The organism is Acinetobacter sp. GXMZU3951 (assembly GCF_054457875.1).
This window is the reverse complement of the sequence record NZ_JBTLFO010000002.1, coordinates 355,857-379,784: the sequence shown is the minus strand read 5'-3', so window position 1 is coordinate 379,784 and position 23,928 is coordinate 355,857. Positions and strand designations below refer to the sequence as shown.

At 41.3% G+C, this 23,928-nt stretch carries 25 protein-coding genes and 1 tRNA gene; 13 read left to right on the top strand and 13 right to left on the bottom strand.

What is annotated here, in order from left to right; genetic code table 11:
- Positions 1–13 precede the first annotated feature (13 nt).
- From hemL to ACX17N_RS04900, 6 genes are all read right to left on the bottom strand, one after another.
- A complete protein-coding gene (hemL, locus tag ACX17N_RS04925) occupies positions 14–1,315 on the bottom strand; it encodes a glutamate-1-semialdehyde 2,1-aminomutase (RefSeq protein ID WP_458891443.1) in 1,302 nt (433 codons plus the stop codon).
- A 41-nt stretch (positions 1,316–1,356) separates the two neighbouring features.
- A complete protein-coding gene (gene thiE, locus ACX17N_RS04920) occupies positions 1,357–1,977 on the bottom strand; it encodes a thiamine phosphate synthase (RefSeq protein ID WP_458891442.1) in 621 nt (206 codons plus the stop codon).
- A 144-nt stretch (positions 1,978–2,121) separates the two neighbouring features.
- Entirely contained in the window at positions 2,122–2,526 is a 405-nt protein-coding gene (gene rnk / locus ACX17N_RS04915) for a nucleoside diphosphate kinase regulator (RefSeq protein WP_458891441.1), read from the bottom strand.
- Positions 2,527–2,691: 165 nt separating this feature from the next.
- The gene (gene glyA / locus ACX17N_RS04910; RefSeq protein ID WP_458891440.1) at positions 2,692–3,945 is read right to left on the bottom strand and encodes a serine hydroxymethyltransferase; all 1,254 of its coding nucleotides are present in this window, start codon (positions 3,943–3,945) and stop codon (positions 2,692–2,694) included.
- Positions 3,946–4,100: 155 nt separating this feature from the next.
- On the bottom strand, positions 4,101–5,327 hold the full coding sequence (locus ACX17N_RS04905; protein ID WP_458891439.1) for an alpha/beta hydrolase: 1,227 nt from the start codon (positions 5,325–5,327) through the stop codon (positions 4,101–4,103).
- A gap of 12 nt (positions 5,328–5,339) precedes the next feature.
- Complete coding sequence (locus ACX17N_RS04900; protein WP_458891438.1) at positions 5,340–5,504, bottom strand: hypothetical protein; 165 nt, start codon at positions 5,502–5,504, stop codon at positions 5,340–5,342.
- Positions 5,505–5,565: 61 nt separating this feature from the next.
- Between ACX17N_RS04900 and ACX17N_RS04895 the strand changes: the two genes are divergently transcribed.
- The 3 genes from ACX17N_RS04895 to ACX17N_RS04885 all read left to right on the top strand — a co-directional run bounded on the left by ACX17N_RS04895 (position 5,566) and on the right by ACX17N_RS04885 (position 7,584).
- Positions 5,566–6,264, top strand: coding sequence for a 3'-5' exonuclease (locus ACX17N_RS04895; protein WP_458891437.1), 699 nt, complete (start codon positions 5,566–5,568; stop codon positions 6,262–6,264).
- A gap of 87 nt (positions 6,265–6,351) precedes the next feature.
- Positions 6,352–6,999: a hypothetical protein gene (locus ACX17N_RS04890; protein ID WP_458891436.1), complete on the top strand. Its 648-nt coding sequence runs from the start codon at positions 6,352–6,354 to the stop codon at positions 6,997–6,999.
- Between the two features lie 210 nt (positions 7,000–7,209).
- Entirely contained in the window at positions 7,210–7,584 is a 375-nt protein-coding gene (locus ACX17N_RS04885) for a hypothetical protein (protein ID WP_458891435.1), read from the top strand.
- Between the two features lie 512 nt (positions 7,585–8,096).
- Here the strand turns inward: ACX17N_RS04885 and ACX17N_RS04880 are convergent.
- The 5 genes from ACX17N_RS04880 to ACX17N_RS04860 all read right to left on the bottom strand — a co-directional run bounded on the left by ACX17N_RS04880 (position 8,097) and on the right by ACX17N_RS04860 (position 13,218).
- Entirely contained in the window at positions 8,097–9,446 is a 1,350-nt protein-coding gene (locus ACX17N_RS04880; protein WP_458891434.1) for an MFS transporter, read from the bottom strand.
- Between the two features lie 113 nt (positions 9,447–9,559).
- Positions 9,560–10,261, bottom strand: coding sequence for a fumarylacetoacetate hydrolase family protein (locus tag ACX17N_RS04875; protein ID WP_458891433.1), 702 nt, complete (start codon positions 10,259–10,261; stop codon positions 9,560–9,562).
- A 36-nt stretch (positions 10,262–10,297) separates the two neighbouring features.
- Positions 10,298–10,936 carry a maleylacetoacetate isomerase gene (maiA, locus tag ACX17N_RS04870; protein ID WP_458891432.1) on the bottom strand — a complete coding sequence of 213 codons (639 nt, stop codon included), beginning with the start codon at positions 10,934–10,936 and terminating at the stop codon, positions 10,298–10,300.
- On the bottom strand, positions 10,933–12,153 hold the full coding sequence (locus tag ACX17N_RS04865; protein WP_458891431.1) for a 3-hydroxybenzoate 6-monooxygenase: 1,221 nt from the start codon (positions 12,151–12,153) through the stop codon (positions 10,933–10,935). The genes maiA and ACX17N_RS04865 overlap by 4 nt, the downstream gene beginning before the upstream one ends.
- Before the next feature lie 27 nt (positions 12,154–12,180).
- Positions 12,181–13,218, bottom strand: coding sequence for a cupin domain-containing protein (locus ACX17N_RS04860; protein ID WP_458891430.1), 1,038 nt, complete (start codon positions 13,216–13,218; stop codon positions 12,181–12,183).
- Between the two features lie 153 nt (positions 13,219–13,371).
- Here ACX17N_RS04860 and ACX17N_RS04855 point away from each other — a divergent pair, with 153 nt between their 5' ends.
- Positions 13,372–14,265 carry a LysR family transcriptional regulator gene (locus ACX17N_RS04855; RefSeq protein ID WP_458891429.1) on the top strand — a complete coding sequence of 298 codons (894 nt, stop codon included), beginning with the start codon at positions 13,372–13,374 and terminating at the stop codon, positions 14,263–14,265.
- Positions 14,266–14,336: 71 nt separating this feature from the next.
- Here ACX17N_RS04855 and ACX17N_RS04850 read toward each other — a convergent pair whose 3' ends face one another.
- Both ACX17N_RS04850 and ACX17N_RS04845 read right to left on the bottom strand, forming a co-directional pair.
- A complete protein-coding gene (locus ACX17N_RS04850; protein ID WP_458891428.1) occupies positions 14,337–14,495 on the bottom strand; it encodes a hypothetical protein in 159 nt (52 codons plus the stop codon).
- 190 nt (positions 14,496–14,685) lie between these two features.
- Positions 14,686–14,762 (bottom strand) — tRNA-Arg (locus ACX17N_RS04845).
- Between the two features lie 179 nt (positions 14,763–14,941).
- Here ACX17N_RS04845 and ACX17N_RS04840 point away from each other — a divergent pair.
- The 9 genes from ACX17N_RS04840 (at position 14,942) to ACX17N_RS04800 (ending at position 23,912) form a co-directional block, all read left to right on the top strand.
- The gene (locus ACX17N_RS04840) at positions 14,942–15,877 is read left to right on the top strand and encodes an ABC transporter ATP-binding protein (RefSeq protein WP_458891427.1); all 936 of its coding nucleotides are present in this window, start codon (positions 14,942–14,944) and stop codon (positions 15,875–15,877) included.
- Positions 15,874–16,647: an ABC transporter permease gene (locus tag ACX17N_RS04835; RefSeq protein WP_458891426.1), complete on the top strand. Its 774-nt coding sequence runs from the start codon at positions 15,874–15,876 to the stop codon at positions 16,645–16,647. The genes ACX17N_RS04840 and ACX17N_RS04835 overlap by 4 nt, the downstream gene beginning before the upstream one ends.
- Positions 16,647–17,462 (top strand): NADPH-dependent 7-cyano-7-deazaguanine reductase QueF, encoded by an 816-nt coding sequence (gene queF, locus ACX17N_RS04830; protein WP_458891425.1) that lies wholly within the window; start codon positions 16,647–16,649, stop codon positions 17,460–17,462. The genes ACX17N_RS04835 and queF overlap by 1 nt, the downstream gene beginning before the upstream one ends.
- A 27-nt stretch (positions 17,463–17,489) precedes the next feature.
- Positions 17,490–18,140, top strand: coding sequence for a hypothetical protein (locus tag ACX17N_RS04825; protein ID WP_458891424.1), 651 nt, complete (start codon positions 17,490–17,492; stop codon positions 18,138–18,140).
- Between the two features lie 132 nt (positions 18,141–18,272).
- Positions 18,273–19,412 carry a rod shape-determining protein RodA gene (gene rodA, locus ACX17N_RS04820; protein ID WP_458891423.1) on the top strand — a complete coding sequence of 380 codons (1,140 nt, stop codon included), beginning with the start codon at positions 18,273–18,275 and terminating at the stop codon, positions 19,410–19,412.
- Positions 19,413–19,431: 19 nt separating this feature from the next.
- Positions 19,432–20,433, top strand: a complete 1,002-nt coding sequence (gene mltB / locus ACX17N_RS04815) for a lytic murein transglycosylase B (protein WP_458891422.1) — start codon at positions 19,432–19,434, stop codon at positions 20,431–20,433.
- A 293-nt stretch (positions 20,434–20,726) separates the two neighbouring features.
- Positions 20,727–21,338 carry a septal ring lytic transglycosylase RlpA family protein gene (locus ACX17N_RS04810; protein ID WP_458891421.1) on the top strand — a complete coding sequence of 204 codons (612 nt, stop codon included), beginning with the start codon at positions 20,727–20,729 and terminating at the stop codon, positions 21,336–21,338.
- 135 nt (positions 21,339–21,473) lie between these two features.
- Complete coding sequence (locus tag ACX17N_RS04805) at positions 21,474–23,252, top strand: amidohydrolase (RefSeq protein WP_458891615.1); 1,779 nt, start codon at positions 21,474–21,476, stop codon at positions 23,250–23,252.
- 204 nt (positions 23,253–23,456) lie between these two features.
- Positions 23,457–23,912, top strand: a complete 456-nt coding sequence (locus ACX17N_RS04800; RefSeq protein ID WP_458891420.1) for an Mpo1 family 2-hydroxy fatty acid dioxygenase — start codon at positions 23,457–23,459, stop codon at positions 23,910–23,912.
- Positions 23,913–23,928: the final 16 nt, after the last annotated feature.

Genomic DNA, 23,928 nt, shown 5'->3' with positions numbered 1-23,928 from the left:
CAATCACTACAACTTATGCTTTCATTTCAGCAAAGGTTTCTTTGGCTGCTTGAATAGTAAACGCAATATCTTCATCACTGTGCGCACTGGAGATGAAACCCGCTTCAAATGCCGATGGCGCTAAGTTCACACCACGTTTTAACATACCATGGAAGAATTTACGGAATGCAGCCACATCACACTTCAACATTGAATCAAAACTGGTGATGTCTTCTTGATCGGTGAAATACAGACCAAACATTGCACCCGCTTGTTGAGTTTTAAAAGGAATACCCGCAGCATCTGCTTCTTGTTGCAAACCAGCCAGTAATTTTTCTAATTGTGCAATTAAGTTTTCATAGAAACCCGGTTGGCGCAAATGCTTAAACATTTCAATCCCTGCACGCATGGCCAATGGATTACCAGACAAGGTGCCCGCTTGGTAAACTTTACCTAATGGTGCAATACATTCCATCACTTCGCGTTTACCACCAAAAGCACCGACTGGCAGGCCTGCACCAATAATTTTACCCAAAGTGGTAAGGTCTGGTGTTACGCCATAATGGGCTTGCGCGCCACCGAGTCCAACACGGAAACCCGTCATGACTTCATCAATAATGAATACTGCGCCATGCTCATCACACACATCACGAATCGCCTGTAAGAATCCTTCTACTGGTTTCACCAAGTTCATGTTGCCTGCAACAGGCTCAACAATCACCCCTGCAATTTCAGCACCAAATTTGGCAAAGCATTCTTTTAGGGTTGCAATGTCGTTATACGGCAGGGTTAAAGTATGTTTGGCAAAATCGGCTGGTACGCCCGCAGAAGTTGCTTCCCCTTCACCCGTCGTCAGCAAACCCGAACCGGCTTTAACTAACAAGGAATCCGAATGACCGTGGTAACAGCCTTCAAATTTCACAATTTTGTCACGGCCTGTATACCCACGTGCTAGGCGAATGGCCGTCATGGTTGCTTCAGTACCCGAGTTGGTCATACGCACCATTTCAATTGATGGCATGATCTCACAAATCACATCGGCTAAAGTTGTTTCATGAACAGTGGGAGCCCCAAAACTCAAGCCATCAACCGCAGCTTCTTGTACGGCTTTAATAATGTCAGGATGAGCATGCCCCAGAATCATTGGCCCCCAAGAGCCAACATAATCCACATAACGCTTACCATCCACATCAAACAAATATGCACCCTGCGCTTTTTCAATAAAAACGGGGGTTCCACCTACACCATTAAATGCACGTACCGGTGAATTGACACCACCTGGAATATGTTTACTGGCTTGTTTAAATAGTTGTTCTTGCTTTGGAGATAAACTCATGAATTCACTCAACCTAAAAAGAAAATAATCGGTTTAAAACATTATGCAGTTTCAGCAAATAACTGTGCCCACGCATGCACACGGGATGGGATGTCCGCTACATTCAGCGCTAATATATCACTAATTACCGCGCAAAGGTCTGCACCCGCTGTAATCACAGCTGCTGAATTTTCAACAGTTAATCCCCCAATTGCACAAATGGGCACAGCATATTTTTGCTTCGCCTGAGCAATCACCTCAATGCCCACATTGCCCGCTTCTGGCTTGGTTGCTGTGGCATACACTGCACCAAAAGCAACATAATTCGCCCCATCAGCAATGGCTTTTTCCGCCAGCGGCAAGGAGTTCAAACAGGTACGTCCAATAATCACACCTTGAGGTAAACGGGCAGCAGCATCGGCAATTTCACCATCATCCTGCCCCAAATGCACACCCAATCCGTATTGTTCTGCAAGAGCCAAATCATCATTGATCACAAATGGCACATCGTACTGTTCACATAAAGCTTTAATTTGCTCTACTTCAGCAGCTTGATCAGGTTTTGCAATTTTTTTACGACGATACTGTAGAATCGCCACCTGACCCGTAGCCAATGCAGCATGTAATTTTTCGAGCAAAATCGTTAAAGGATCATCATTGGTAATCAGATATAAGCCGCGCATAAAAAGCCTTTTAATACTGAATGCATCATTCAATACTCGATCATGAGCCTTGAACAACAACACTTTATAAAAAAAGCCATCATAGCATTATGATGGCTGTGAAACCGCTCAGATTCAGCAAATAATCACTGTCCTAAGGGTTAATTACAGATAATGGCCTTCACGTTCTGGTTGATAAAGCACACGCTCAATCTTCACTTTCATTAAATGCCCATCGGGTTGCGGCCATTCAATTTCCTGCCCTTCCGCCAAACCCAAAATAGCAGCGCCAACAGGGGCTAGCACATTCACCTGACCTTTATCGCCTCGAAAATCATGCGGATACACCAAGGTAATTTCCGTAGCGGTCGTATCTGGAGCAATTTTGATGAGCACACGCGCATTCATCGTGACAACATTGGCAGGAACATCTTGCGGAGCAACCACATTGGCACGTGCTAACTCTTCTTCCAAGTGCTCCATGGTTGGCGTTAATTTTGATTGATGTTCTAACATGGTTTCTAAACGGTTTAGATCCTGTTCAGAAACAATAATGGTAGGTCTATCCATAAAAACCGTCCTTTTAAAAAATCATGTTGAAGTGATGATTTATATCTTCTTTATTTTCAGTTGCTGATTTATTTATAACAGAAAATGAAACCAGGTGAAGCGCTACATTTTGTATAGCTATAAAAAAAGCCCCCCTTGAGGGAGGCTTCTCAAGTAGAGTGCAAATTATTTTGCATATACTGGGAATTTAGCACATACCGCTGCAACTTTTGCTTTTACGATTTCGATAACCGTTTCACTGCCTTTCGAGTCAAGAATGTCAGCAATCCAGCCTGCCAATTCGCGAACTTCTGCTTCACCAAAACCACGAGTCGTTACAGCTGGTGTACCAATACGGATACCAGAAGTAACAAACGGAGAGCGTGGGTCATTTGGTACAGAGTTTTTGTTCACTGTAATGTGAGCAGCGCCTAACCAAGCATCCGCATCTTTACCCGTAATGTCTTGCTTGATTAAAGATAACAAGAACAAGTGGTTTTCAGTACCGCCAGAAACAACGTCATAACCGCGCGCGATTAATACTTCAGCCATCGCCTGAGCATTTTTAACCACTTGTTGTTGGTATGCTTTGTATTCAGGTGCCATCGCTTCTTTAAAGCAGATTGCTTTCGCTGCGATAGCGTGAACTAATGGACCACCTTGGTTACCTGGGAATACCGCTGATTGAAGTTTTTTCTCAATTTCTTCATTCGCTTTCGCAAGGATTAAACCAGAACGTGGACCACGTAAAGTTTTATGCGTCGTTGTCGTTGTAACGTCAGCAATTTGCACTGGGCTTGGGTAAACACCCGCAGCAACTAAACCAGCAACGTGAGCCATATCAACAAAAAGGTATGCGCCTACTTTGTCTGCGATGTCACGGAAACGCTGCCAATCAACGATTTGGCTATAAGCAGAGAAACCAGCAACGATCATACGTGGCTTGTGCTCAACCGCTAAACGCTCAACTTCTTCATAATCGATCTCGCCAGTTTCTGGGTTTAGACCGTATTGAATCGCATTATATGTTTTACCAGAGAAGCTTACTTTCGCACCGTGAGTCAAGTGACCACCGTGAGCCAAGCTCATACCTAAAACTGTATCGCCTGGGTTAAGTAAAGCTAAATAAACTGCTGAGTTTGCTTGTGAACCTGCATGCGGTTGAACGTTAGCATAATCAGCACCAAATAATTCTTTAGCACGGTCAATTGCCAATTGTTCAATGATGTCTACATATTCACAACCGCCATAATAGCGTTTGCCTGGGTAGCCTTCTGCATATTTGTTAGTGAGTTTTGATCCTTGAGCTTCCATTACTGCTGGTGAGCAATAGTTTTCTGATGCGATTAACTCAATATGAGCTTCCTGACGAGCGTCTTCGTTAGAAATTGCTTGAGCTAATTCTGGATCAAATTCAGCAATAGAGATATTGGCAAACATTAGCGAGGTCCTATGTATTTAGGGCTTTTAAGCCGTGCTAAGATTGGCGCGTATTGTAGCATGAAGTTTATAAATATTGAGAATGAAGTTTACTCAGTTTTAAATAAAAAAAGCCCATGTCGATAAAAAACATGAGCTGATTTATTCAAAGCAACTTATTGAATTGGCATTAATGTTTGCACATCCGTAATAATATTCGGAATATTCAATACATAGGCCGTTCCATGATCCCAAGTTAGACCTGTTCGATAAGAAATAGATGAGTTTTTCGCAGCGTCTCCACTTAACAGCGTATCGGTCGCAATTTTTGGCACTGTCGTATCTAGCGCACCCTGATAAATAATTATTGGCGTACTAATTTTAACTTGAAGGGGTTGCGAATCACTATCTAGGAATTTCTTAACTGGGGACAACGTCATAAAGTTACTTTGTGTTCGCGGATAATTACTAATATCCCCTCCGTGGTTTTGAGCATAAGACAGCATGCCTAAACCAAACTCCTGCCCTAAAGAGGTATAACAATCTGTTTCAGCATTATCTGCAATTTGGTCGGTTGGGGATTTAAATACCTGACTATACTGTAAGGTCGGATTAGGATTACGTAATCCCGCAGTAATTAAAGCCGTAAAGGTATCTAAAGATGCTAGTGTGGTAATTTTTTCACTTAAATCTGTTTGCTGTGCGGCAAGACCCTCACCGACTGTTAAGATCAACTCAAGATTCGAGGCAGGTGCAACAGCAACTGTACCTTTATAGTCTAGCTGTGCCCGAGATTGATATTGGGCTGCAGCTAATGCCGCATGACCGCCTTGTGAATGCCCAACCGTCATCCACCGACTGGCTGCTTTTGTCCCCAAATAATTACGTGCCGCAACCACGGCATCGGTAATCGAAAAGGCTTCACTTTTTACATTCAAGAAAGGATGTAATTCATCATTTTTTGGCTCACCTAAACCCTCATAATCAGGTGCAACCACGGCATAGCCAGCCAACAGCAGACCATTAATCATGGCCTGGATATAACTATTTAACTGATTCCGACTTGGGGCACAAATATCTGCCACCCCTGTAGTACCATGCGCCCAAACTACAATAGGCCAACCTTTTGCTGGTGGCGCAGTTTTAGGGGTAAACAGTAAAGCGGTTGCTTGTACCTCTGTATTATCAATACCTAACATTTTATAGGTCATGACCACACTTTCACCCGCAGTCGCGGACATGTCAGTTAAGGTATATGCTGTTGGGGTAGACACCACAGGATTCACAATATTATTTTTCGGAATATTGTCACTCGATACATAAGAATCGTGGTCATCATCGTGACACGCTGTCAGTAACATGGCTGTACTGGTCAACACGGCAATCAGCAATTTTTGATGCATATTTATATATCCTTATTCAATTTTTATTGTTTTTTGCTTCACTTTCAGCAACGCTTTATTTTTACGCTTTTTTATCCACTTGTTCAATTTTATTTTGATTCGCTCTAAATTTTGCACTTTATCAACAATATTTAACCCTTTTTCTTTCTTTTCAAGCGCGTCAGGCTTAACCAGCATTTGTCTCTTGATCTTTGAAAATGTTAAATTGCAGCATTGCGCTGTACTTTAGGATCATCATATGCAAGCCATTATTCTGGATACCGAAACACATACCTTAAATGGTCAACCCATCGAAATTGCATATGCACCGATTCACGTCGAACAGGGCAAACTCACCTTAGATAAATCCAAATTATTTGACCAGCTCTATAGTGTCGATGAACCAATTTCTTTTGCCGCTATGGCGGTGCACCACATTTTAGAGTCGGATTTAATTAATCAGCCACATTATAGTAATTTTAGTCTTCCCTCTGATACGCAGTACATTATTGGTCATAATGTCGATTACGATATTCGAGCGATTGAAAAATGTGGCGTTGACACCAGTGCCATCAAGGCAATTTGTACTTTAGCACTGGCACGTCGTGTCTGGCCTGACGCAGAAGCCCACAATATTTCTGCTTTAATTTATATGATCAGCAAAGGCAGCGAAAAAGCCCGAGAAATGATTAAAAAAGCACACCGTGCTGATATGGACATTATTTTAACGGCCAATATCTTAATGCACATTGTGCACCAGCTAAATATTAACAGTATTGAAGAACTCTATATTGCTTCAGAAGATGCTCGCATTCCACGCAGTATCAACTTTGGCAAACATCGTGGCACCAATATCAGCGAGCTCCCTGCTGACTATATCCAGTGGTTATTACGCCAAGATGAGCTCGACCCTTACCTTCGCAAAGCTTTAGAAAATGTGAATTTAGTCACATTATAAATCAATGATTTGTAATCAAATTTTAACAGTAGTGTAATTTTCACGCAGTATAGTCTGCTTAATTTATCTCATGGAATAAATTAAGACATGATTCACTATTCTAAGACACAACTAGGACATGACGCACTAAAACACCGTTCTATGCAATTAAATGCGCGACAACGCCGCTTATTGGTACTGATTGGCACAGAAGATTTTGACTCCATGAACGAAATCTTCAAGCAGCGTCTTGCCCCGCCAGAATTGATTGAGCAATTGAGTGAAATGGGGTTGATCATGGCTTCAAGTGCCCCATCCTTAACTCAACATGAATTGATTGAGCAACCCGCACATACGGGAATCAGCAAAACTCAATCTGAGCAACTCACAACCCACGTTGCCGCTCAACAACAAGAAACCGTTCAAAACTCAGAACCCGCAGCACAGCCTGTTTTACTCTCTCAAGAGCAAATTATTCATTCTCCCCAAGCAGTGACTGAACCTGTCTTTGAAGATATCGTTGCGCTCGATTTTGATGATGTGAAGTATTTGATGGCACAACTTTTACAGAAATACTGCGGACTAATGGCAAAACAACTCATCTTACGAATTCAAGGCTCAGAGGATATTCGCGCATTAAAATTATGCCAAATGCAGTGGATTACCCAGCTCCAAGAAACGCGTATTCCCCCTAAAGAACTCAATCGAATTTTGCATCAAATTAATTTCTCTTTACAGAAGTTAAATCCTGCTTAGGCTGTTTAGATGTTTTTTCTTTTATATAAGGCAAAATACCGCTTAAGTCTGCCCACGTGGCACAAGAATTTATTTTTAAATCATCAGCTTGGTATGCCTTATTCCTTTCAATCTAATGATTGATCTCCCGTGTACACCAAGCTTTCGACTTTCGCGTTATAGATCATTTTTTTAAATCAGTTGAAATAGTCTGATTTAGGTACGACTATAATGCCGCAATATTTGTTTTTTCATCCCGATGATCATCCTGCTTATCTTAAAAAGGTCGGCAATTGGGTGATTACTTTCGCATCTCAGCAGCCTGATACAGCGCATACTCAATTAATGCTTCGTTATGTGATTCCACAACAAATGGACAATACGCTACAGCTTCGAAGCATATGCATTGAGCAGTCTAAGCAAGAAAATTACTGGGAAATTCAGTTACTGCAATGTTATGACGCACAGCTTAACACTGAAATGCTTCTTGCCGTTCAAGAGCAGCGTGCACAAGAGATGCTGCATAAACTCATTCAAGAATTTCAAAAATACGATGTCGATGTGCAATTGAAAAAAAGAGATTGCAGAAAACTGAGAGTAGATTAACAAAGTAGAATTTTGTACCCTATAAATAGCAAGAACTCGCATTTCTGCGAGTTCTTTTATGTTGGATGGCTAGTGCTGATTTTTTATTTGAACTTAACGTTACAAATTCAATTAGCTGTCAATGATCCGTCCAACTACTTCGTAGCTCTTAGTGTTGCTAGCTACTGTAGTTTTAATATAAGACGATGCAATAAAATGAGCAAGCAGTAATGACATTTCAGAACAAAAAATATTCAAAAAATAAATTGATTTTAGAATAATTCAATGTCATTACACCACCCAACAACAACTTAAGTATTTGTATTATAGAAATATTTTTAAAATCCCCTATAATCTGTACAAAGTACTGTAAAACTTAATTCGCTTTTATCCTTAGCTAAATACCTGCTGATTTTTCTGGCATTCTTCTTTCATTAGGGATGCTAGGCCAAACCGTTTAAAGCTGATCCTAGATGCGTTTTCTGTGCCATCCATTGGCACAGAAGCATGCATCTAAAGTCATTAGCAGTGTTTTAATTTAACTGAATGACAACTTGAGGCTGATCTTTCTTTAAGTACTTAATTAAAATTAATGAGAAAGCAGCACAAAAAGCCGGTATTGCCAATAAACTCATAATTTCAAAACTCGAAAGATGTAATGACATTAACCAGCCACCAACAATAGAACCCACCACCGAACCTGATCTGCCCACGGCATTCGCCCAACTCACACCTGTTGCCCTACAGTGAGTTGGATAAAAACCTGAAGCAAAAGCATTTACACCCACTTGTGATCCGCTGATTCCTATTCCAACACCAAACATACCAATCATCAGTAAAATGGTATTTGCATATTCAATGCCAAGCCCAAGGCAGATTAGGAAAATGGCACCTAAAACATAAGCAATGCTCAGAATTTTTGTGGCATCAGATTTATCCATAAGAATCCCTAATGTAATAGCACCAATGGTTCCACCCACCTGAAAAATTGAAGTCAACCAAGAAGCATTTGATAAATTAAAACCTTCATTGGTTAATAAGGTCGGCATCCAGCTGGAAATCATGTAAATAATCAACAAGCTCATAAAGAAGGTGAACCAAATCAGAACCGTACCTAAGGCATAACCTTTTGCAAATAAATCTTTGAAACTTGATTTTTCAACTTCATTCACGGTTGGAACCAAGTGAGGTTGAACTGTAATCTGTGGTGCAATACGTGCAACAATCTTTCCTATTTTTTCCTGACTTTTCTTTTTTAACACTAAAAAACGCAATGACTCTGGCAATAAAATGTATAAAAAAGGCACTGTAATTAAAGGCAAAATACCGCCAATCAACAAAATACCATGCCATCCAATATGCGGAAGTAATTGTGCTGAAACAATACCACCCAAAGCAGAGCCAATGGTAAATCCACAAAACATCATGGTGACGAGATTAGAACGACGAGATGTCGGGGCGTATTCTGAAGTTAAGGTAATGGCATTCGGTAAAGCACCACCTAAACCTAAGCCCGTAATGAAGCGCCAGATAATCAGTGTTTGCATGTCTGCTGCTAAAGAGGCAAAAATGCTGGCGATTCCAAAAACGATGACTGATCCTATTAAAATTGGTTTACGCCCCAAACGATCTGACAATGGACCAAAGACTAAGGCACCAGCCATTAATCCAAAGAGACCTGCACCAAATAAAGGGGCTAAATCGGTTGCCTGTAAAGCCCATTCAGCTTTCAATGCAGGAGCAATAAAACCAACAGCGGCAGTATCAAAACCATCAATTGCTACTATCAAAAAACATAACCACATGATGAGTTTTTGAGTTCTTGACAATGGATTACTGTCAATAAAGCGCTGAACATCTATTTCTTTGCTATTTTGAGACATAAAACTACCCTCTGCACCATCTGAGTGGTGCTTTTGCAATCCTTGGCATAAGGCGCTCAACGACTAAATTTTTCTGGCGTTGAGCATCCATTCTTTTAAATCAATGTATAGATTTATTTCACATTCACAGTAATTCCAGTCAAACCTGCGACTTCGGCACGTATCACATCACCTTTCACGACCGCACCCACACCTTCAGGCGTACCGGTAAAAATCAAATCACCCGCTTTCAACTCAAACAAAGAGGATAAGTTGGCAATGGTTTCCGCAACATTCCAGATGAGATGACTGATATCACTCCGCTGTTCTGTTTGTGCATTTACAGTCAAATGAATATCGGCACTGTTCATTTCACCTGTTTCAGCAATTGGATGAATTGGGCCGACTGGAGCAGAATAATCAAATGCTTTACCTACCTCCCAAGGACGACCTTTTTCACGCATTGCCATTTGAAGATCACGACGGGTCATGTCTAAACCTACGGCATAGCCATAGATGTAATCTTTGACCTTTTCCACGGAAATGTCTTTGCCATCTTTAGCAATGGCAACCACTAACTCGATTTCATAGTGATAATTATTGGTTTGTGAAGGATAAGGAATGTCCACTGGTTCCTGATTCACAGGCACAATTGATTCGAGATCATTGGGTTTACAGAAGAAAAATGGCGGTTCACGGTCTGGATCAAAACCCATTTCGCGAGCATGTGCAGCATAGTTTCGGCCGACGCAGTAAACACGGCGTACAGGAAATTTCTGCTCTGAACCATGAATAAATAAACCTGCCGTCGCCATTGGCGGAAAAATAAATGACATAACGAATATTCCTTCTCTAATCTTTCATTGGGAGCGTTAAACAGCATCTAGCTGTTGTTCAGGTGCTGCCTGCTTAAAGGCATCCAGTGTCATACAATGCTGATAAATTTCATTAATATTGGGATACATCGACATATCCACTTGAAAACGTCGTGCTGAATCAACTTGCGGAATCAAATATGCATCTGCAATCGTGGGTTGATGGCCATAACAGAATTTTCCACGCTCAAGATCACGAGATAAAATCTGTTCCAATGCTTGAAAACCGCTATGAATCCACTGAGCACACCAAGCCAAAACTTGGATTTCATTCAAACCCAAGTCATGACGCAAATATTCCAATACGCGCTTGTTGTTTAAAGGATGAATATCGCAGCCAACCAACGCTGCCATGGCACGGACTTGCTCTTTAGCTAGAGCATCTGTTGGCAATAAAGCTGGCTCAGGATATTGCTCCTCTAACCACTCAATAATGGCTGGACTTTGGGCTAAGTTACCGTATTCCGTTTCCAGCACAGGGACAAAACCCTGTGGGTTTATGGCTGTATATGACGGCTGCTGATGTTCGTTTTTCGCTAGGGATACGAAACTGGTGGCGTAATCTAGACCTTTAAGATTGAGTACAATCCTTGTTCGGTGTGAAGTTCCGCTACGGAAGAAGCTATAGAGTTTCATGCCACATTTCCCTGATAATTCTTCACGGCTTCTAGACAGTTATCGACATTCCAGCCATATAACCATTCCATGGCGTCATAGAAACGTTCTACTGGGCGACCACGCCATAAATCATTACGGACTAAGCGCTTTACGCCTGAAGCATGGTAAATTTTACCCATTTCACGTGAGGACAGAACAATACGTGCCGTACGCGAAACCCGAGCCTTTTGATACATATCAAAAGCTTTAGCAATATCATTATTATTGACACGTAAAGCCTCACCCAAAGTCACAGCATCTTCCATTGCCATACATGCCCCTTGAGCCATATATTGCGTGGTTGGATGTGCTGCATCGCCAAGTAATGTCACACGTCCAAAAGTCCAAGTATCAATGGGTTCACGATCAGCCGTGGCCCAACGACGCCAGCTTTTTGGCAGCTCGATGAGCTGACGAGATTTGGGACAAATACCTTGAAAATACGATAGAACTTCTTCTTTAGAGCCATCAGTCACACCCCATTGTTCCTGCTGGCGACTATGGAAAGTCACAACGACGTTATATTCTTTACCGCCGCGCAGTGGGTAATGAACCAAGTGGCAATTTGGTCCCACCCAAATACTGGCTGCATTCCATTTTAAGTCTTCAGGGAATTCACTTTCTGGCACAACAGCACGGTATACAACGTGTCCTGTGACCAGTGCTGGATCACCCACATATGTTTCACGCACTACGGACTTCACCCCGTCAGCACCAATCAGGGCTTGACCAGTAAATGACTGACCATGTTGATCATAGATCGTGACACTGTTTTCATCCTGTTCCACTTTCTGGATGTGACAGTTGGTGATAATTTCCAGATCACCATATTTCTGGGCACCTTCGACCAACGAACCATGAATATCGGCACGGTGAATCACTGCATAAGGGTTACCAAAACGGCGACGAAACTTTTCATCAGTCGGAATTTTACCAATCTGATATCCATCAATTGCATCATGCATCACCATATAGTCGGTATAAACAGCTTTACCACGTGCAATTTCACCAATCCCTAATGCATCAAAAGCATGAAAGGCATTTGGACCTAATTGAATTCCTGCTCCAATCTCACCAATTTCTGGTGCCTGTTCAAAAACCTGAACTTTGAAACCTTGCTTCGCCAATGCCAGTGCAGCTGCGAATCCGCCGATGCCGCCACCTGCGATAAGAATAGGGTGTTGAGTATTTGACATGACTTATATCCTTATAAAAAATGCTGATCAGTGACGTTCACGAACTGAATACAAGCCCAACTTGCGTTGCAGTGGTGCTTCATCGGCTATAAATAAATAGCAAGGCTGATCAGATGTATTGATTAAATCAATATGAGAAAAACAAGGGGCGCAAGCAGTGTCTGCTTTGACCAAGTTAAAATCTTTTTGATCAATTTTGACCTGAAACTGGCCGTCGATGACATGAAACACTTGAGCACATGAACGTGGTTGCAGCTGAACCGTTTCATGAGGACGCAGCATTAATGCTGAATAACCAATGATGTTTTGACAGTCATCCCCCGTTTCGGGATTGATATATGTCACCTGAACTGGTGCTTGATGATGCTCATCATCAGCAAGAGCATGTAGAACTTTTTTAGTCTCTTTCCATGAGTAGCGCATGATTGGGTATGAGGTATTTTCACGCGTAAAGTGTGCCGTCGGTACAACGCCAGCACCATAACGATGGGCATTTCCAGCACTTGTGACTTTTTGGATTTCTCCGGGCTGCACATAGGATGCTTCCATGTAATAGACCAGTGGTAGATCCAACACATCTAACCAAATCACGGGTTCATTGCCATCATGACCATGCTCATGCCAAAGTCCGGATGGCGTCAGAATTAAATCGCCATGTTCCATCATGCATTTTTGACCTTCAACAGTCGTATAGGCACCTTCTCCTTCTACAATTAAACGTACTGCATTAGGTGTATGACGATGTGATGGCGCCCATTCTTTTGGTAATAACAATTGCATCCCCAGATACATCACGGAGCTAGCTTTCATGTTTTCTAAACCATGACCTGGGTTAGCTAAAACCAAAACGCGTCGTTCAGCTTTTTCAATCGGTGTTAATTCGCCAGCTTCTAAAAGTAAAGGCTTAATTTGGTTAAAATACCAAGCGGTTGCTATCGTTTGAGGCATGGGCTTAAATGGAGGGAGGACATTTCTCAAACTTGGCCATAACGGTACTAAGTTTGAATCTTCAAGTTGTCCAAGATACTGTTTGGGTAAGTCATCTAAAGTTGCGAGTTGTTCCATTGCTTGATCCTCTCTTCCTTGCTCAATTGCACAATATATTTGTACGTTTAGAGCTCATTCTTCCTTGATCATCAATGTAGCAATTGAAATCTGTTGAAACCATGCAGCAAAAACAATAGGCTGTATTGATAATATCAATACAGGGATTTGGGGATGTTGGATTTAGATACTCGACTTTTGCAAATTTTCTTTGAAATTTATAATCATAATAGTGTTTCAAAAGCAGCCGATAAATTAGAAATCGGGCAACCTACTTTGAGCATCGCCTTAAATAAATTGCGTGAGCACTTCAATGATCCACTGTTCATTCGTATTGAAAATAAAATGCAACCGACTGAATTATCCCTTCAAATCTACCCTTTGGTTGTGGAAATTCTAAATAAACTGAAACTCGTTCAAAATTACAATCTTGCTTTTGATCCACTCACTTCAAATTATCAATTTAAAATAAGCATGACGGATATTAGCCATTTGGTACTTTTGCCTAGATTATTGAATTACTTAAGAGAACATGCGCCTAATATTCGTTTAGAAATCGTTCCGATTGATTCCAACACCCCGCTCATGATGTCTAATGGTGAGCTTGATTTGGCGATTGGCTTTTTACCTCAGTTAGAAGCTGGTTTTTATCAACAAACCTTTTTTAAGCAACATTACGTGTGCATCGCCAGTAAAAATCATCCAAGAATTACGGGTCCAGCTATTTCAAAACAAGAGTTTCTTCGTGAGTTACATGTCGATATTTTTGCGACGGGTGGACATTATGTGCTTGAACATGAATTACAAAAACTTGGTGTTAGTCGTAATATTCTTATTCGTTTACCAAGCTATTTAGGTGTAGGGCTTGTGGTTGAAGAGACCGATGCGATTGCGACGATTCCTTACTATTTAAGCCAAATTCTACTGATTAGAAATGGATTGGTCGTACTTGAACCACCCTTTGAATTTCCGACATACAGTGTGAAACAACATTGGCATGCTCGCATGCACATGAATCCTAGTAATCAATGGCTACGAAAAGTGTGCTTTGAACTTTTTTCTTACTAAATCAGAGGTTAAATAATCATTTTTAAAATTTCCTCTCATTTGATATGACTTTGTTACACAAACCTCTAAAACTAAAGTTGATCTAAGTTATTTGAATTAAAGACCCAACTCGAATCAATAATAACAGCGACTCTCTTCTTCGAAATTAGGCGGACATCATCAAAACGCCAATATGCCCCACCTTTCTGATCCAATAACAGATAAAGACCACCACCATCTGAAAGCTTCATATTTTTTCAAATGATTTCTTTTGCATTGAGATTGAAGATTTAATTTTTGAGTCGGTTAGACTAATCACTAATTTAGGCATCTTTTTACGGTATCCTAAAACGCTCTTGTAGCGTATCAGACAGCCCTGTAGCGTAAGCGATTTATTTTAAATAGTTTTTAGACAACATCGGAAGGGATAAAACAAGAAAATGGTGCGCTCAGCGGGAATCGAACCCACGACCCCAAGCTTCGGAAACTTGTACTCTATCCAACTGAGCTATGAGCGCGCGAGTCACATGATAGCAAAAAAATAAAGAAGTGAAAGCAACTATATATAAATCCTTCATTTTTATGATTAGAGTTTAATCAATGTTCTAACTGTGCAACGCAGTATTCCCTGTATTTCACTTGGTTTATTGTGCAAGATCGCTCACAATAGCTGCACTCTATATGCTGTGAGAACTTTATGACCGATGCATTACTGATCAGAGATTTGTCGAAAACTTATCGTAATGGCTTTCAAGCCCTCAAAGGAATTAATCTCACTGTCCCTGAAGGTGAGTTTTATGCCCTACTTGGACCAAATGGTGCAGGCAAATCAACGACCATCGGTATTATCAGCTCGCTGACCAAAAAGACCTCGGGCACTGTCGAAATTTTTGGTCACAATCTGGACACGCACCCATCTCAAGCAAAACAATGTTTAGGTGTTGTTCCCCAAGAATTTAACTTTGGTCAATTTGAAAAGACCTTCGATATTTTAGTCACCCAAGCAGGCTATTACGGGATTCCACGCAAAATTGCAGAACAACGTGCCGAACATTATTTAGAAAAACTTGGCCTCTGGGAAAAACGTAATACGCAAGGTCGTATGCTTTCAGGTGGTATGAAACGTCGCCTGATGATTGCTCGTGCCATGATGCATGAACCTAAACTACTTATTCTGGATGAGCCTACCGCAGGGGTCGACATTGAACTACGTCGTTCGATGTGGGATTTTCTGACTGAAATGAATGAAAATGGCACATCCATTATTTTAACGACCCATTATTTAGAAGAAGCAGAAATGCTCTGTCGTCGCATTGCGATTATTGACCGTGGTGTAATTAAAGAAGACACCACCATGAAAGCCTTCCTCAATCAATTACATGAAGAATCTTTTATCTTTGATTTAGCAGAACCAATTCAGGCACCGCAACTCGATATTATTGGGGTCCGCTTTAATTTAATTGATCCTGTCACGCTCGAAGTCACGATGGACAAAGCACATACCTTGAATCAGCTCTTTCAGTTACTTGAAGCCCAAGGTATTCAAGTTCGTAGTATGCGGAACAAGTCTAATCGTTTGGAAGAACTGTTCGTTAAACTCGTGGAGAAAAATCTAGAAGGAGCTGCACCATGAATCTCACTCAAATGCGTGTTGCACTCTTCACCCTCGTCCATAAAGAAGTGCGCCGCTTTATGCGCATTTGGCCGCAAACTTTGTTGCCGCCTGCCATTACCATGAGCCTTTATTTTGTGATTTTTGGAAATTTGGTCGGCTCACGTATCGGACAAATGGGCGGATTTAGCTATATGCAGTTTATCGTGCCCGGCTTGATTATGATGGCGGTGATTACCAACAGTTATGCCAATGTCTCATCAAGTTTCTTTAGTGCTAAATTTCAAAAAAGCATTGAAGAGCTGATCATGAGTCCAGTACCTCTACACCTAGTGCTGTGGGGTTATGTGCTGGGTGGACTCTGTCGTGGGGTATTGGTCGGAATTATCGTGACAGCCATGAGTCTGTTTTTCACTGACTTATATATTACCAATTGGTTTGTGACTATATATACCGTCATTGTGACTTCATTACTATTTTCATTGGGTGGCTTTATTAATGCCGTTTACGCCAAATCTTTTGACGACATTTCCATTATTCCAACGTTCGTACTGACTCCGCTGACCTATTTGGGTGGTGTTTTCTATGCGATTAGCGCATTAAGTCCATTTTGGCAAAATCTGTCTTTAATTAACCCGATTGTCTATATGGTGAATGCTTTCCGATTTGGAATTCTCGGTCACAGTGATGTGAATGTTTCGATTTCACTCACCGTGGTGACTTTATGCTGTGCAGTCCTTTACGGTATAGCGTATTATTTACTTTCTCGTGGCTCAGGAATGCGTGAATAATGAGTGTAGAACATTCTTTACTCGGTAAAGACACCCAATATCCATCAACATATCAACCAGACATTCTTTTTCCAATTGAACGTGCCCAAGCACGTTCAAGTTATGCCCATATTGAAGGCATTCAGCAAGGAAAAGACTGGTGGCATGTGTTTGAAATTTCTTGGCTCAATGCTCAGGGTATTCCACAAGTAGCCATTGGGCGTTTGACCCTGCCCGCGACATCACCAAATTTGATTGAGTCCAAATCACTCAAACTGTACTTTAATAGTCTAAATTTCACTCCATTTGAATCTGAAGCGGCATTTATCGCAACGGTCGAAAAAGATTTATCTGCGGCTGCTGGTGCCAGTGTCAGCATTCAATTGTTTCAGGTCGATGCGCTTGAAGTCCATCAGCCTGAGGGGCTCTGTATTGACGACCTGATTCCTGAACGCTTAGAGAATCATCCTGATGCCTCACTACTTGGTTTCGACAATGAAAATGCTGAGCATATAGAAGTACAGCTTTATTCACATTTATTAAGAAGTAATTGCCCAGTTACCGGTCAACCTGACTGGGGAACAGTATTTATCCGTTATCAGGGTAAAAAGCCTTGTTATCGTTCACTTTTAGCCTATATTATTTCCTACCGTCAGCATAATGGCTTTCATGAGCAATGCGTTGAACAGATGTACGCTGATATCTGGCAACATCTGCAACCTGAAAAACTCATGGTTTATGCGGCTTATACTCGCCGAGGTGGTTTAGATATCAATCCTTGTCGTGTATCGGACTTAACATGGATGCCTCGCCCAATTCGTTTGGCGCGACAATAAAATGAAGAATACTGAGGTTAAATAACAATGCCTTTTTTTGGTTTTGTCCCTTCTGAAACACTATTAAATAGTATTCAAACAGGTCAGCAAAAGAAAAACTCGAGTGAACCACTCTACCCTTTACGTGACCAGACCGCTTTATTAATCAATGATGAAATTATTGATGCCATTTTAACGGAATTGGTGCGTCGTTTCCCACCGAGTGAGAAACGCGACACTGCCGAGAAATTAGCCGGCTATGTCAAATCAACCGTGGCGGTCTTGTTAAAACAGCTTTTGAGCAAAGCCTCAAATGATGTAGTGAAACAATCCATCGAGTTTTCTGAAAAAAGCTTGTTTAAAGATACCCAAGGGCAATATCGCGTGGGCGAAAGCCTAGATGCGAGCTTGGTCACCAATTTAAAGAGCACATTTGCGGACATTCGTTCAGGTCATGATGTTAATAAGTCAGTCTTGATCGAATTGTATAAACAGTTCGCAGAAGCCACTGTACGCCATTTTATGAATGATTTTAACAAAACCCTCGATTTGGGCATGATCAAGCGCAAAGCCGCGGATATCGGCTCTGCGGCGGTGATTAAAGCCGTTCACATTGCGATTGATAAAATCTTTCCGCATTTAACCAAAGAAGAACTGACCATTTTGGCGGAGTATCACGATACTTTGTTCCATCATTGATAGAAAATTGAACTATCGGAAACCTAGCTTTTGCTAGGTTTTTTTATTGCTAAATATTGATATACAGCATCTATACACAGGTATAAGGTAGCAGGCGCAAAAAATGCCAAATACTTTATATCAATCACTCCCATGTCTGTACAACCGCAATACAAATTTCTACGCCAGACCCCTCGAGATGGGTTAAGCCCCGCTACGACATCCAAATGGCAAAAGCTTCACCTTGATCCATGGCTATGCTTATACTTGTGTTTGACCGCTGTCTTAGGTCTCACCGTTTTTTATAGCGCCTCCGAACAGAATTGGGGACTGGTTTCCAAACAAGCGCTCAGTTTTACTCTAGGCTTCTTAGTCATGTTAGGGCTCGCCCAGATTCCGCCTAAGATCTATCAGGCATTTGCCCCTTTTTTCTATCTTTTTGCTTTCCTCTCCCTCATAGCCGTTAAATTGTTCGGGGAGGTCAGATTGGGCGCTCAGCGTTGGATTGATATTCCTGGTTTAGGCAGTGTACAGCCCAGTGAATTTATGAAAATCGGCATGCCATTAATGATTGCATGGTATTTATCCCGTCAGCCTTTACCGCCAAAATTCAAACATATTGCCTGTAGCTTAATTCTAATTGGACTCCCCTTCTTATTAATAGCAGAACAACCTGATCTGGGTACTTCGTTACTCATTTTATCCAGTGGTTTGTTTACGCTATTTTTAAGTGGCTTATCTTGGCAGATGATTACACTGGCAATCGTCACCATCAGCGCCATTATTCCCCTCGCATGGCAATTTCTATTACATGATTATCAACGTCAACGCGTATTAACCCTGATTCATCCCGAAGCCGACGCTTTGGGCACAGGTTGGAACATTATTCAATCTGAAACGGCAATCGGTTCAGGTGGTCTTTCAGGTAAAGGGTACTTGCTTGGCACACAATCTCATCTTCACTTTTTACCCGAAGGCCATACCGATTTTATTATTGCTGCATTTTCTGAGGAATTTGGGCTCATTGGTATTATCATATTGATTATACTGTACTTTGCGATTATCAGCCGTACCTTTCAAATTGGGTTAAACAGTTTTCACAATTTTGGACGTTTGGTGGCCAGCACCTTTGCTTTGTCATTTTTTGTATATGTATTTGTCAATGCGGGTATGGTCAGTGGTATTTTACCCGTAGTGGGTGTGCCTTTACCTTTTATGAGTTATGGCGGTACTGCAATTATTACTTTAATGGCCACTTTTGGCGTTGTGATGTCGATTCATACACATCGATAATTTTTGGGATTTAACCAATATGACGAATTTGTCTATTTATAAAAAACTGAAACGTTTATCTTTGCTTGTTGGTGCTTTTTCAATTACCAGTTTTTGCCAAGCCAACGATTTTGCCAATGATCCTCAATATTCCAGCTTTAAGCAAAAAACCATGCAAACCTATGGTTTAAGTGCCGAACAAGTTGACTGGGCAATGAGTGGTGCACAAAACCTCCCGAACATTATCAATATCATGAATCGCCCTGGTGAAAGTAAGCCATGGTATGAATATAAAACCAACTTTATGTCCGAAAGCACCATTCAACGTGGTGTGCGTTTTAAAATGCAATATGCCGACACATTAAACCGTGCCGAGCAACAATTTGGCGTTCCGCAGCCTGTCATTTTGGGCATTTTGGGGGTCGAAACTGGTTTTGGTGCCAATAAAGGCAATTTCATTACCAGAAATGCGCTTGCAACACTTGCATTTGGTTATGAACGACGTGCGGCATATTTCCAAGACGAACTTTCCGCATTGATCGCTTGGAGCTATAAAGATGGCATTCCAACCAACTCCGTCGTCGGATCATATGCAGGAGCGATTGGCTATCCGCAATTTATGCCAAGCAACATTCCTAAATATGGCGTGGATTACGATGGTAATGGCCATATCGACTTGCGCAACTCTGCTGTCGATGCGATTGGTTCGATTGCCAATTATTTGGCACAACATGGTTGGCAGCGTAACCAACCGATTGGGTTTGCAGCACGCTATACTGGCACTACACCTGAAAATATTATTGCCAAAAATCTAGAGCAACCTACACCTTATGGTGCATTAAAGACACACGGTGTTTCACCCATTAATCCCGTCGTAAAAATTGATGATCTAGATATGGTGAATGTGATTCAACTCGAAGAAAATTATGGCTCAACTTACTACATCACTTACCCAAATTTTCAAGTCATAACCACCTACAACAAGAGCCGCATGTATGCGACCGCAGTGTGGCAATTAGGTACGGAAATCGCTAGCCGATGAGGCTAGCTTTTACAATAAATCTTAAAAGTCAATATTTTTTTTAAGTAAAAAGTATATAAAATCAGCTTTTTTAATATTGTGTTACAATATCGATTATTTTTTAATCGAAAAATAATCGAATTACCTACTTTTTGTAATTATTTCGAATAAACACTAGACACTTTTACCACGCCATGAATATTATCCATCTCGTCAAATGTAGTTGCACAAGTGAATAAATTGACTAGTTTGCTTGTTTTTCAAGGTTTTTTTGCCGAATAACAATTTATGCAAATTGGTCTTTAGGAGATTTTATGCATTCTTCAATGAAATATATTCTTGCCATAGCGACCACGTTCGCCCTGAGTCAGTCTCAGGCTGAATTGGTTCAATCATCGTCGTTAAATAATGACAGTGATAACTCACGTTTAGCAGCACGTGTATTAAACAAAGATGCTCAAAGTTTTAATTCTCACTTTTCTAACTTGAATAGCCTTTCAATTACTGAGAGTTCTGGTGATAAAATCCGCCGCGAAACAATTGCAGCGAAAATCGAAATCCCAGCAGATGAGCCTTCAGTCATTGACAAGTTAAACAACGTTGCTTCGAATACAGTTCGCCAGTTTAGCCAAACAGGTGTAGCATCGTGGTACGGTCGTCAATTTCACGGTCGTAAAACTGCTAACGGTGAAACATTCGATATGAATGCACTTACCGCTGCACATCGTAGCTTGCCACTGAACTGTTACATTCGTGTCACCAACAAAAACAATGGTAAAAGTGTTATTGTTAAAGTGAATGACCGCGGTCCTTTCCATGGTAACCGTGTACTCGACCTTTCTTATGGTGCTGCAAAACAACTTGGCATCACCAATGCAGGGACAGCAAAAGTAAGCATTGAACGCGTAGCAGGTCCAAACTCTTAATTTGCTTCAGCCCGCTATATTTGACAATCGAAGCCACATTTATGTGGCTTTTTTATTTTCTATTTTAATTAATATGTTATTTTAAAAAAGATAAACACAAGAAGTCGATCACCTTAGGGGGAATACGATCCAATGATGAAATATGTCCAACATTCTTATACTACTTCAACTTTAAAAGTTTTGACGGTACTCAGTACAGCACTCCTAACCGCATGCTCCTATTCAATTTCCAAACACATTCAACGCGACGCTAAAGTAGATCCACAACAAGAAACTACGTTTATCTTACATGGCGGCCCGATTTTAACCATGCAAGGTGACACCCCGACTTATGTAGAAGCGATGCTGGTCGAAAATGGCGTGATTAAATTTACAGGCTCACTCAATGAAGCCAAACAGCTCAATCAGCGTGCTCAGCGTTTCAATCTGCAAAACCATACGGTCATCCCCGGGCTGATTGATGCACACAGTCATGCCAACAGTGTCGGCTTACAACAAAGTGTCGCCAACCTATATGCCCCGCCCGATGGCCAAGTGACCGATATCGCAACATTAGTTGAGGCTATGCAGGAATGGAAAAAGAATAATCCCAAATTTATTCAGGATGCTTCCGGCTGGATCATTGGCAATGGTTATGATGATGCACAACTAAAAGAAAAGCGTCACCCGACTGCAACTGAACTGGATGCCATTTCCACGGATCAACCCGTCATTATTCTGCATCAGTCTGGACATTTAGCAACAGTCAACCACAAGGCATTAGAACTGCTCAACATTAATGCCAAGACACCCAATCCGCCCGGTGGCTACATCCGTCGTGAAGCCAATTCAAAAGTTCCGAATGGCGTACTCGAAGAAAGTGTGGTTTTTAGTGCCATGATGCAGATCTTTCAGCACATGCCTGCTGAAACCATGGAAAAAATGGCTCTCACGGCTGTGCAGACCTATATTAAAAATGGCTACACCACTATTCAAGAAGGCCGTGCAGATGCAGGCACATCCGAGTTATGGAGAAATATTGCCCAAAATGGCAAATTACCTGTAGATTTGGTGGTGTACCCTGACATCAGTACTGAAAAAGAATACATGTTGCAGCATGGTACTAGCCAAGAATACAAACATCATTATCGAATTGGTGGAGTCAAAATTAGCTTGGATGGTTCACCTCAAGGCAAAACAGCTTGGTTAACCAAACCCTACCGGATCCCACCTGAAGGACAAAAAAAATCATATCGCGGATATGCAGCATTCCCACAACAAAGTACGGTGCAAAATTTAATTAATCTTGCCTACCAAAATAATTGGCAAATACTCGCACATGCCAATGGCGATGCAGCAATTGATCAATATTTAGCAACCATTGAACAAGCGACCGCAAATTATCCAGCACAAGACCGACGTAATGTGATTATTCACTCGCAGGTGATGCGCGAAGACCAACTTGAGAAAGCAAAAGCCCTTAAGCTCATTCCTTCTTTCTTTTCATTGCACACCTACTATTGGGGTGACTGGCATATTCAGCAGACTTTAGGGCTGCAACGCGCACAAAATATTTCCCCGACGGGTTCTGCACTGCGTAAAGGAATTTTATTTACGGAACATCATGATGCCCCTGTGATTCCACCAAACAGCATGATGACTTTAGATACTACGGTAAATCGTGTCACACGTAGTGGTGTCGTGTTAGGAAGTGATCAGCGTATTAGTCCCTACCATGCCCTCAAGAGCATGACCAGTTGGGCTGCCTATCAATATTTTGAAGACAATCAAAAAGGCTCGCTCAGTCCGGGTAAATTGGCTGACTTTGTAATTTTGAACCAAAATCCAATGACCGTACCAACAGATCAAATCAAGAACATCAAGATTTTGGCAACATTCAAAGAAGGTAAAGAAGTTTATCATGCAGCTAAATAAGTAAAATTTAGCTTTTCAGTTCCTGAGGTAGTTCAGCATATGATGTGGAACTACCCCCACTTCATGCTGCACCTCAATCTATCTAGTCAACCTAAAGTCCATGATATCCAGAAATGCAGCAACCATTTTGACCTACGCTTTTTTCTGTTTTATATTTTATGCAGTTCCACAATAAATAAAAAAATCATCCTGCAGGAGCAATTGATGAAAACGATAAATGAATGGTTTGATGAATATAGTGAAAGCCACCAAAATAAAACCAATAAACTAATTCACTGGTTTTGTGTACCAACTATTCTTTTTTCCATTATTGGGATTTTGGCACACTTTAGCGCCTTACTCACCGCGCTGATTATTGTGCTTTGTCTTATTTTTTATGGCCGACTCGATCTAGTTTTGGCTGTCGCGATGGCGGCACTCATGCTTACGATGGCATGGTTAATTTTCGTTTTACCCGTGGGTACGGGTTTTTATATTACGTTATTTGTTTTTGCTTGGATTGGTCAGTTTTACGGGCATAAAATTGAAGGAAAGAAACCTTCTTTCTTTAAAGACCTCCAATTCCTTCTGATTGGCCCAATTTGGTGTATGGATGCATATCTAGCTAAACTAGTACCTAAATTTAAAAGCCACTCTAGAGCGCAAATGAACGCAATTTAGTGCATATGCCCAATCT

Excerpts from the sequence above, each read along its gene's own strand:
- ACX17N_RS04890 (WP_458891436.1), top strand. The coding sequence starts at position 6,352 with ATGATTCACTATTCTAAGACACAACTAGGACATGACGCACTAAAACAC.
- glyA (WP_458891440.1), bottom strand. The coding sequence starts at position 3,945 with ATGTTTGCCAATATCTCTATTGCTGAATTTGATCCAGAATTAGCTCAA.
- ACX17N_RS04895 (WP_458891437.1), top strand. The coding sequence starts at position 5,566 with ATGCAAGCCATTATTCTGGATACCGAAACACATACCTTAAATGGTCAA.
- maiA (WP_458891432.1), bottom strand. The coding sequence starts at position 10,936 with ATGAAACTCTATAGCTTCTTCCGTAGCGGAACTTCACACCGAACAAGG.
- ACX17N_RS04800 (WP_458891420.1), top strand. The coding sequence starts at position 23,457 with ATGAAAACGATAAATGAATGGTTTGATGAATATAGTGAAAGCCACCAA.
- ACX17N_RS04850 (WP_458891428.1), bottom strand. The coding sequence starts at position 14,495 with ATGAAGCTTTCAGATGGTGGTGGTCTTTATCTGTTATTGGATCAGAAA.
- rnk (WP_458891441.1), bottom strand. The coding sequence starts at position 2,526 with ATGGATAGACCTACCATTATTGTTTCTGAACAGGATCTAAACCGTTTA.
- ACX17N_RS04905 (WP_458891439.1), bottom strand. The coding sequence starts at position 5,327 with ATGCATCAAAAATTGCTGATTGCCGTGTTGACCAGTACAGCCATGTTA.
- ACX17N_RS04900 (WP_458891438.1), bottom strand. The coding sequence starts at position 5,504 with ATGCTGGTTAAGCCTGACGCGCTTGAAAAGAAAGAAAAAGGGTTAAAT.
- ACX17N_RS04825 (WP_458891424.1), top strand. The coding sequence starts at position 17,490 with ATGCCTTTTTTTGGTTTTGTCCCTTCTGAAACACTATTAAATAGTATT.
- ACX17N_RS04810 (WP_458891421.1), top strand. The coding sequence starts at position 20,727 with ATGCATTCTTCAATGAAATATATTCTTGCCATAGCGACCACGTTCGCC.
- ACX17N_RS04885 (WP_458891435.1), top strand. The coding sequence starts at position 7,210 with ATGCCGCAATATTTGTTTTTTCATCCCGATGATCATCCTGCTTATCTT.
- ACX17N_RS04835 (WP_458891426.1), top strand. The coding sequence starts at position 15,874 with ATGAATCTCACTCAAATGCGTGTTGCACTCTTCACCCTCGTCCATAAA.
- queF (WP_458891425.1), top strand. The coding sequence starts at position 16,647 with ATGAGTGTAGAACATTCTTTACTCGGTAAAGACACCCAATATCCATCA.
- thiE (WP_458891442.1), bottom strand. The coding sequence starts at position 1,977 with ATGCGCGGCTTATATCTGATTACCAATGATGATCCTTTAACGATTTTG.
- rodA (WP_458891423.1), top strand. The coding sequence starts at position 18,273 with ATGTCTGTACAACCGCAATACAAATTTCTACGCCAGACCCCTCGAGAT.
- ACX17N_RS04840 (WP_458891427.1), top strand. The coding sequence starts at position 14,942 with ATGACCGATGCATTACTGATCAGAGATTTGTCGAAAACTTATCGTAAT.
- ACX17N_RS04805 (WP_458891615.1), top strand. The coding sequence starts at position 21,474 with ATGAAATATGTCCAACATTCTTATACTACTTCAACTTTAAAAGTTTTG.
- ACX17N_RS04880 (WP_458891434.1), bottom strand. The coding sequence starts at position 9,446 with ATGTCTCAAAATAGCAAAGAAATAGATGTTCAGCGCTTTATTGACAGT.
- ACX17N_RS04860 (WP_458891430.1), bottom strand. The coding sequence starts at position 13,218 with ATGGAACAACTCGCAACTTTAGATGACTTACCCAAACAGTATCTTGGA.
- ACX17N_RS04865 (WP_458891431.1), bottom strand. The coding sequence starts at position 12,153 with ATGTCAAATACTCAACACCCTATTCTTATCGCAGGTGGCGGCATCGGC.
- mltB (WP_458891422.1), top strand. The coding sequence starts at position 19,432 with ATGACGAATTTGTCTATTTATAAAAAACTGAAACGTTTATCTTTGCTT.
- ACX17N_RS04855 (WP_458891429.1), top strand. The coding sequence starts at position 13,372 with ATGTTGGATTTAGATACTCGACTTTTGCAAATTTTCTTTGAAATTTAT.
- hemL (WP_458891443.1), bottom strand. The coding sequence starts at position 1,315 with ATGAGTTTATCTCCAAAGCAAGAACAACTATTTAAACAAGCCAGTAAA.
- ACX17N_RS04875 (WP_458891433.1), bottom strand. The coding sequence starts at position 10,261 with ATGTCATTTATTTTTCCGCCAATGGCGACGGCAGGTTTATTTATTCAT.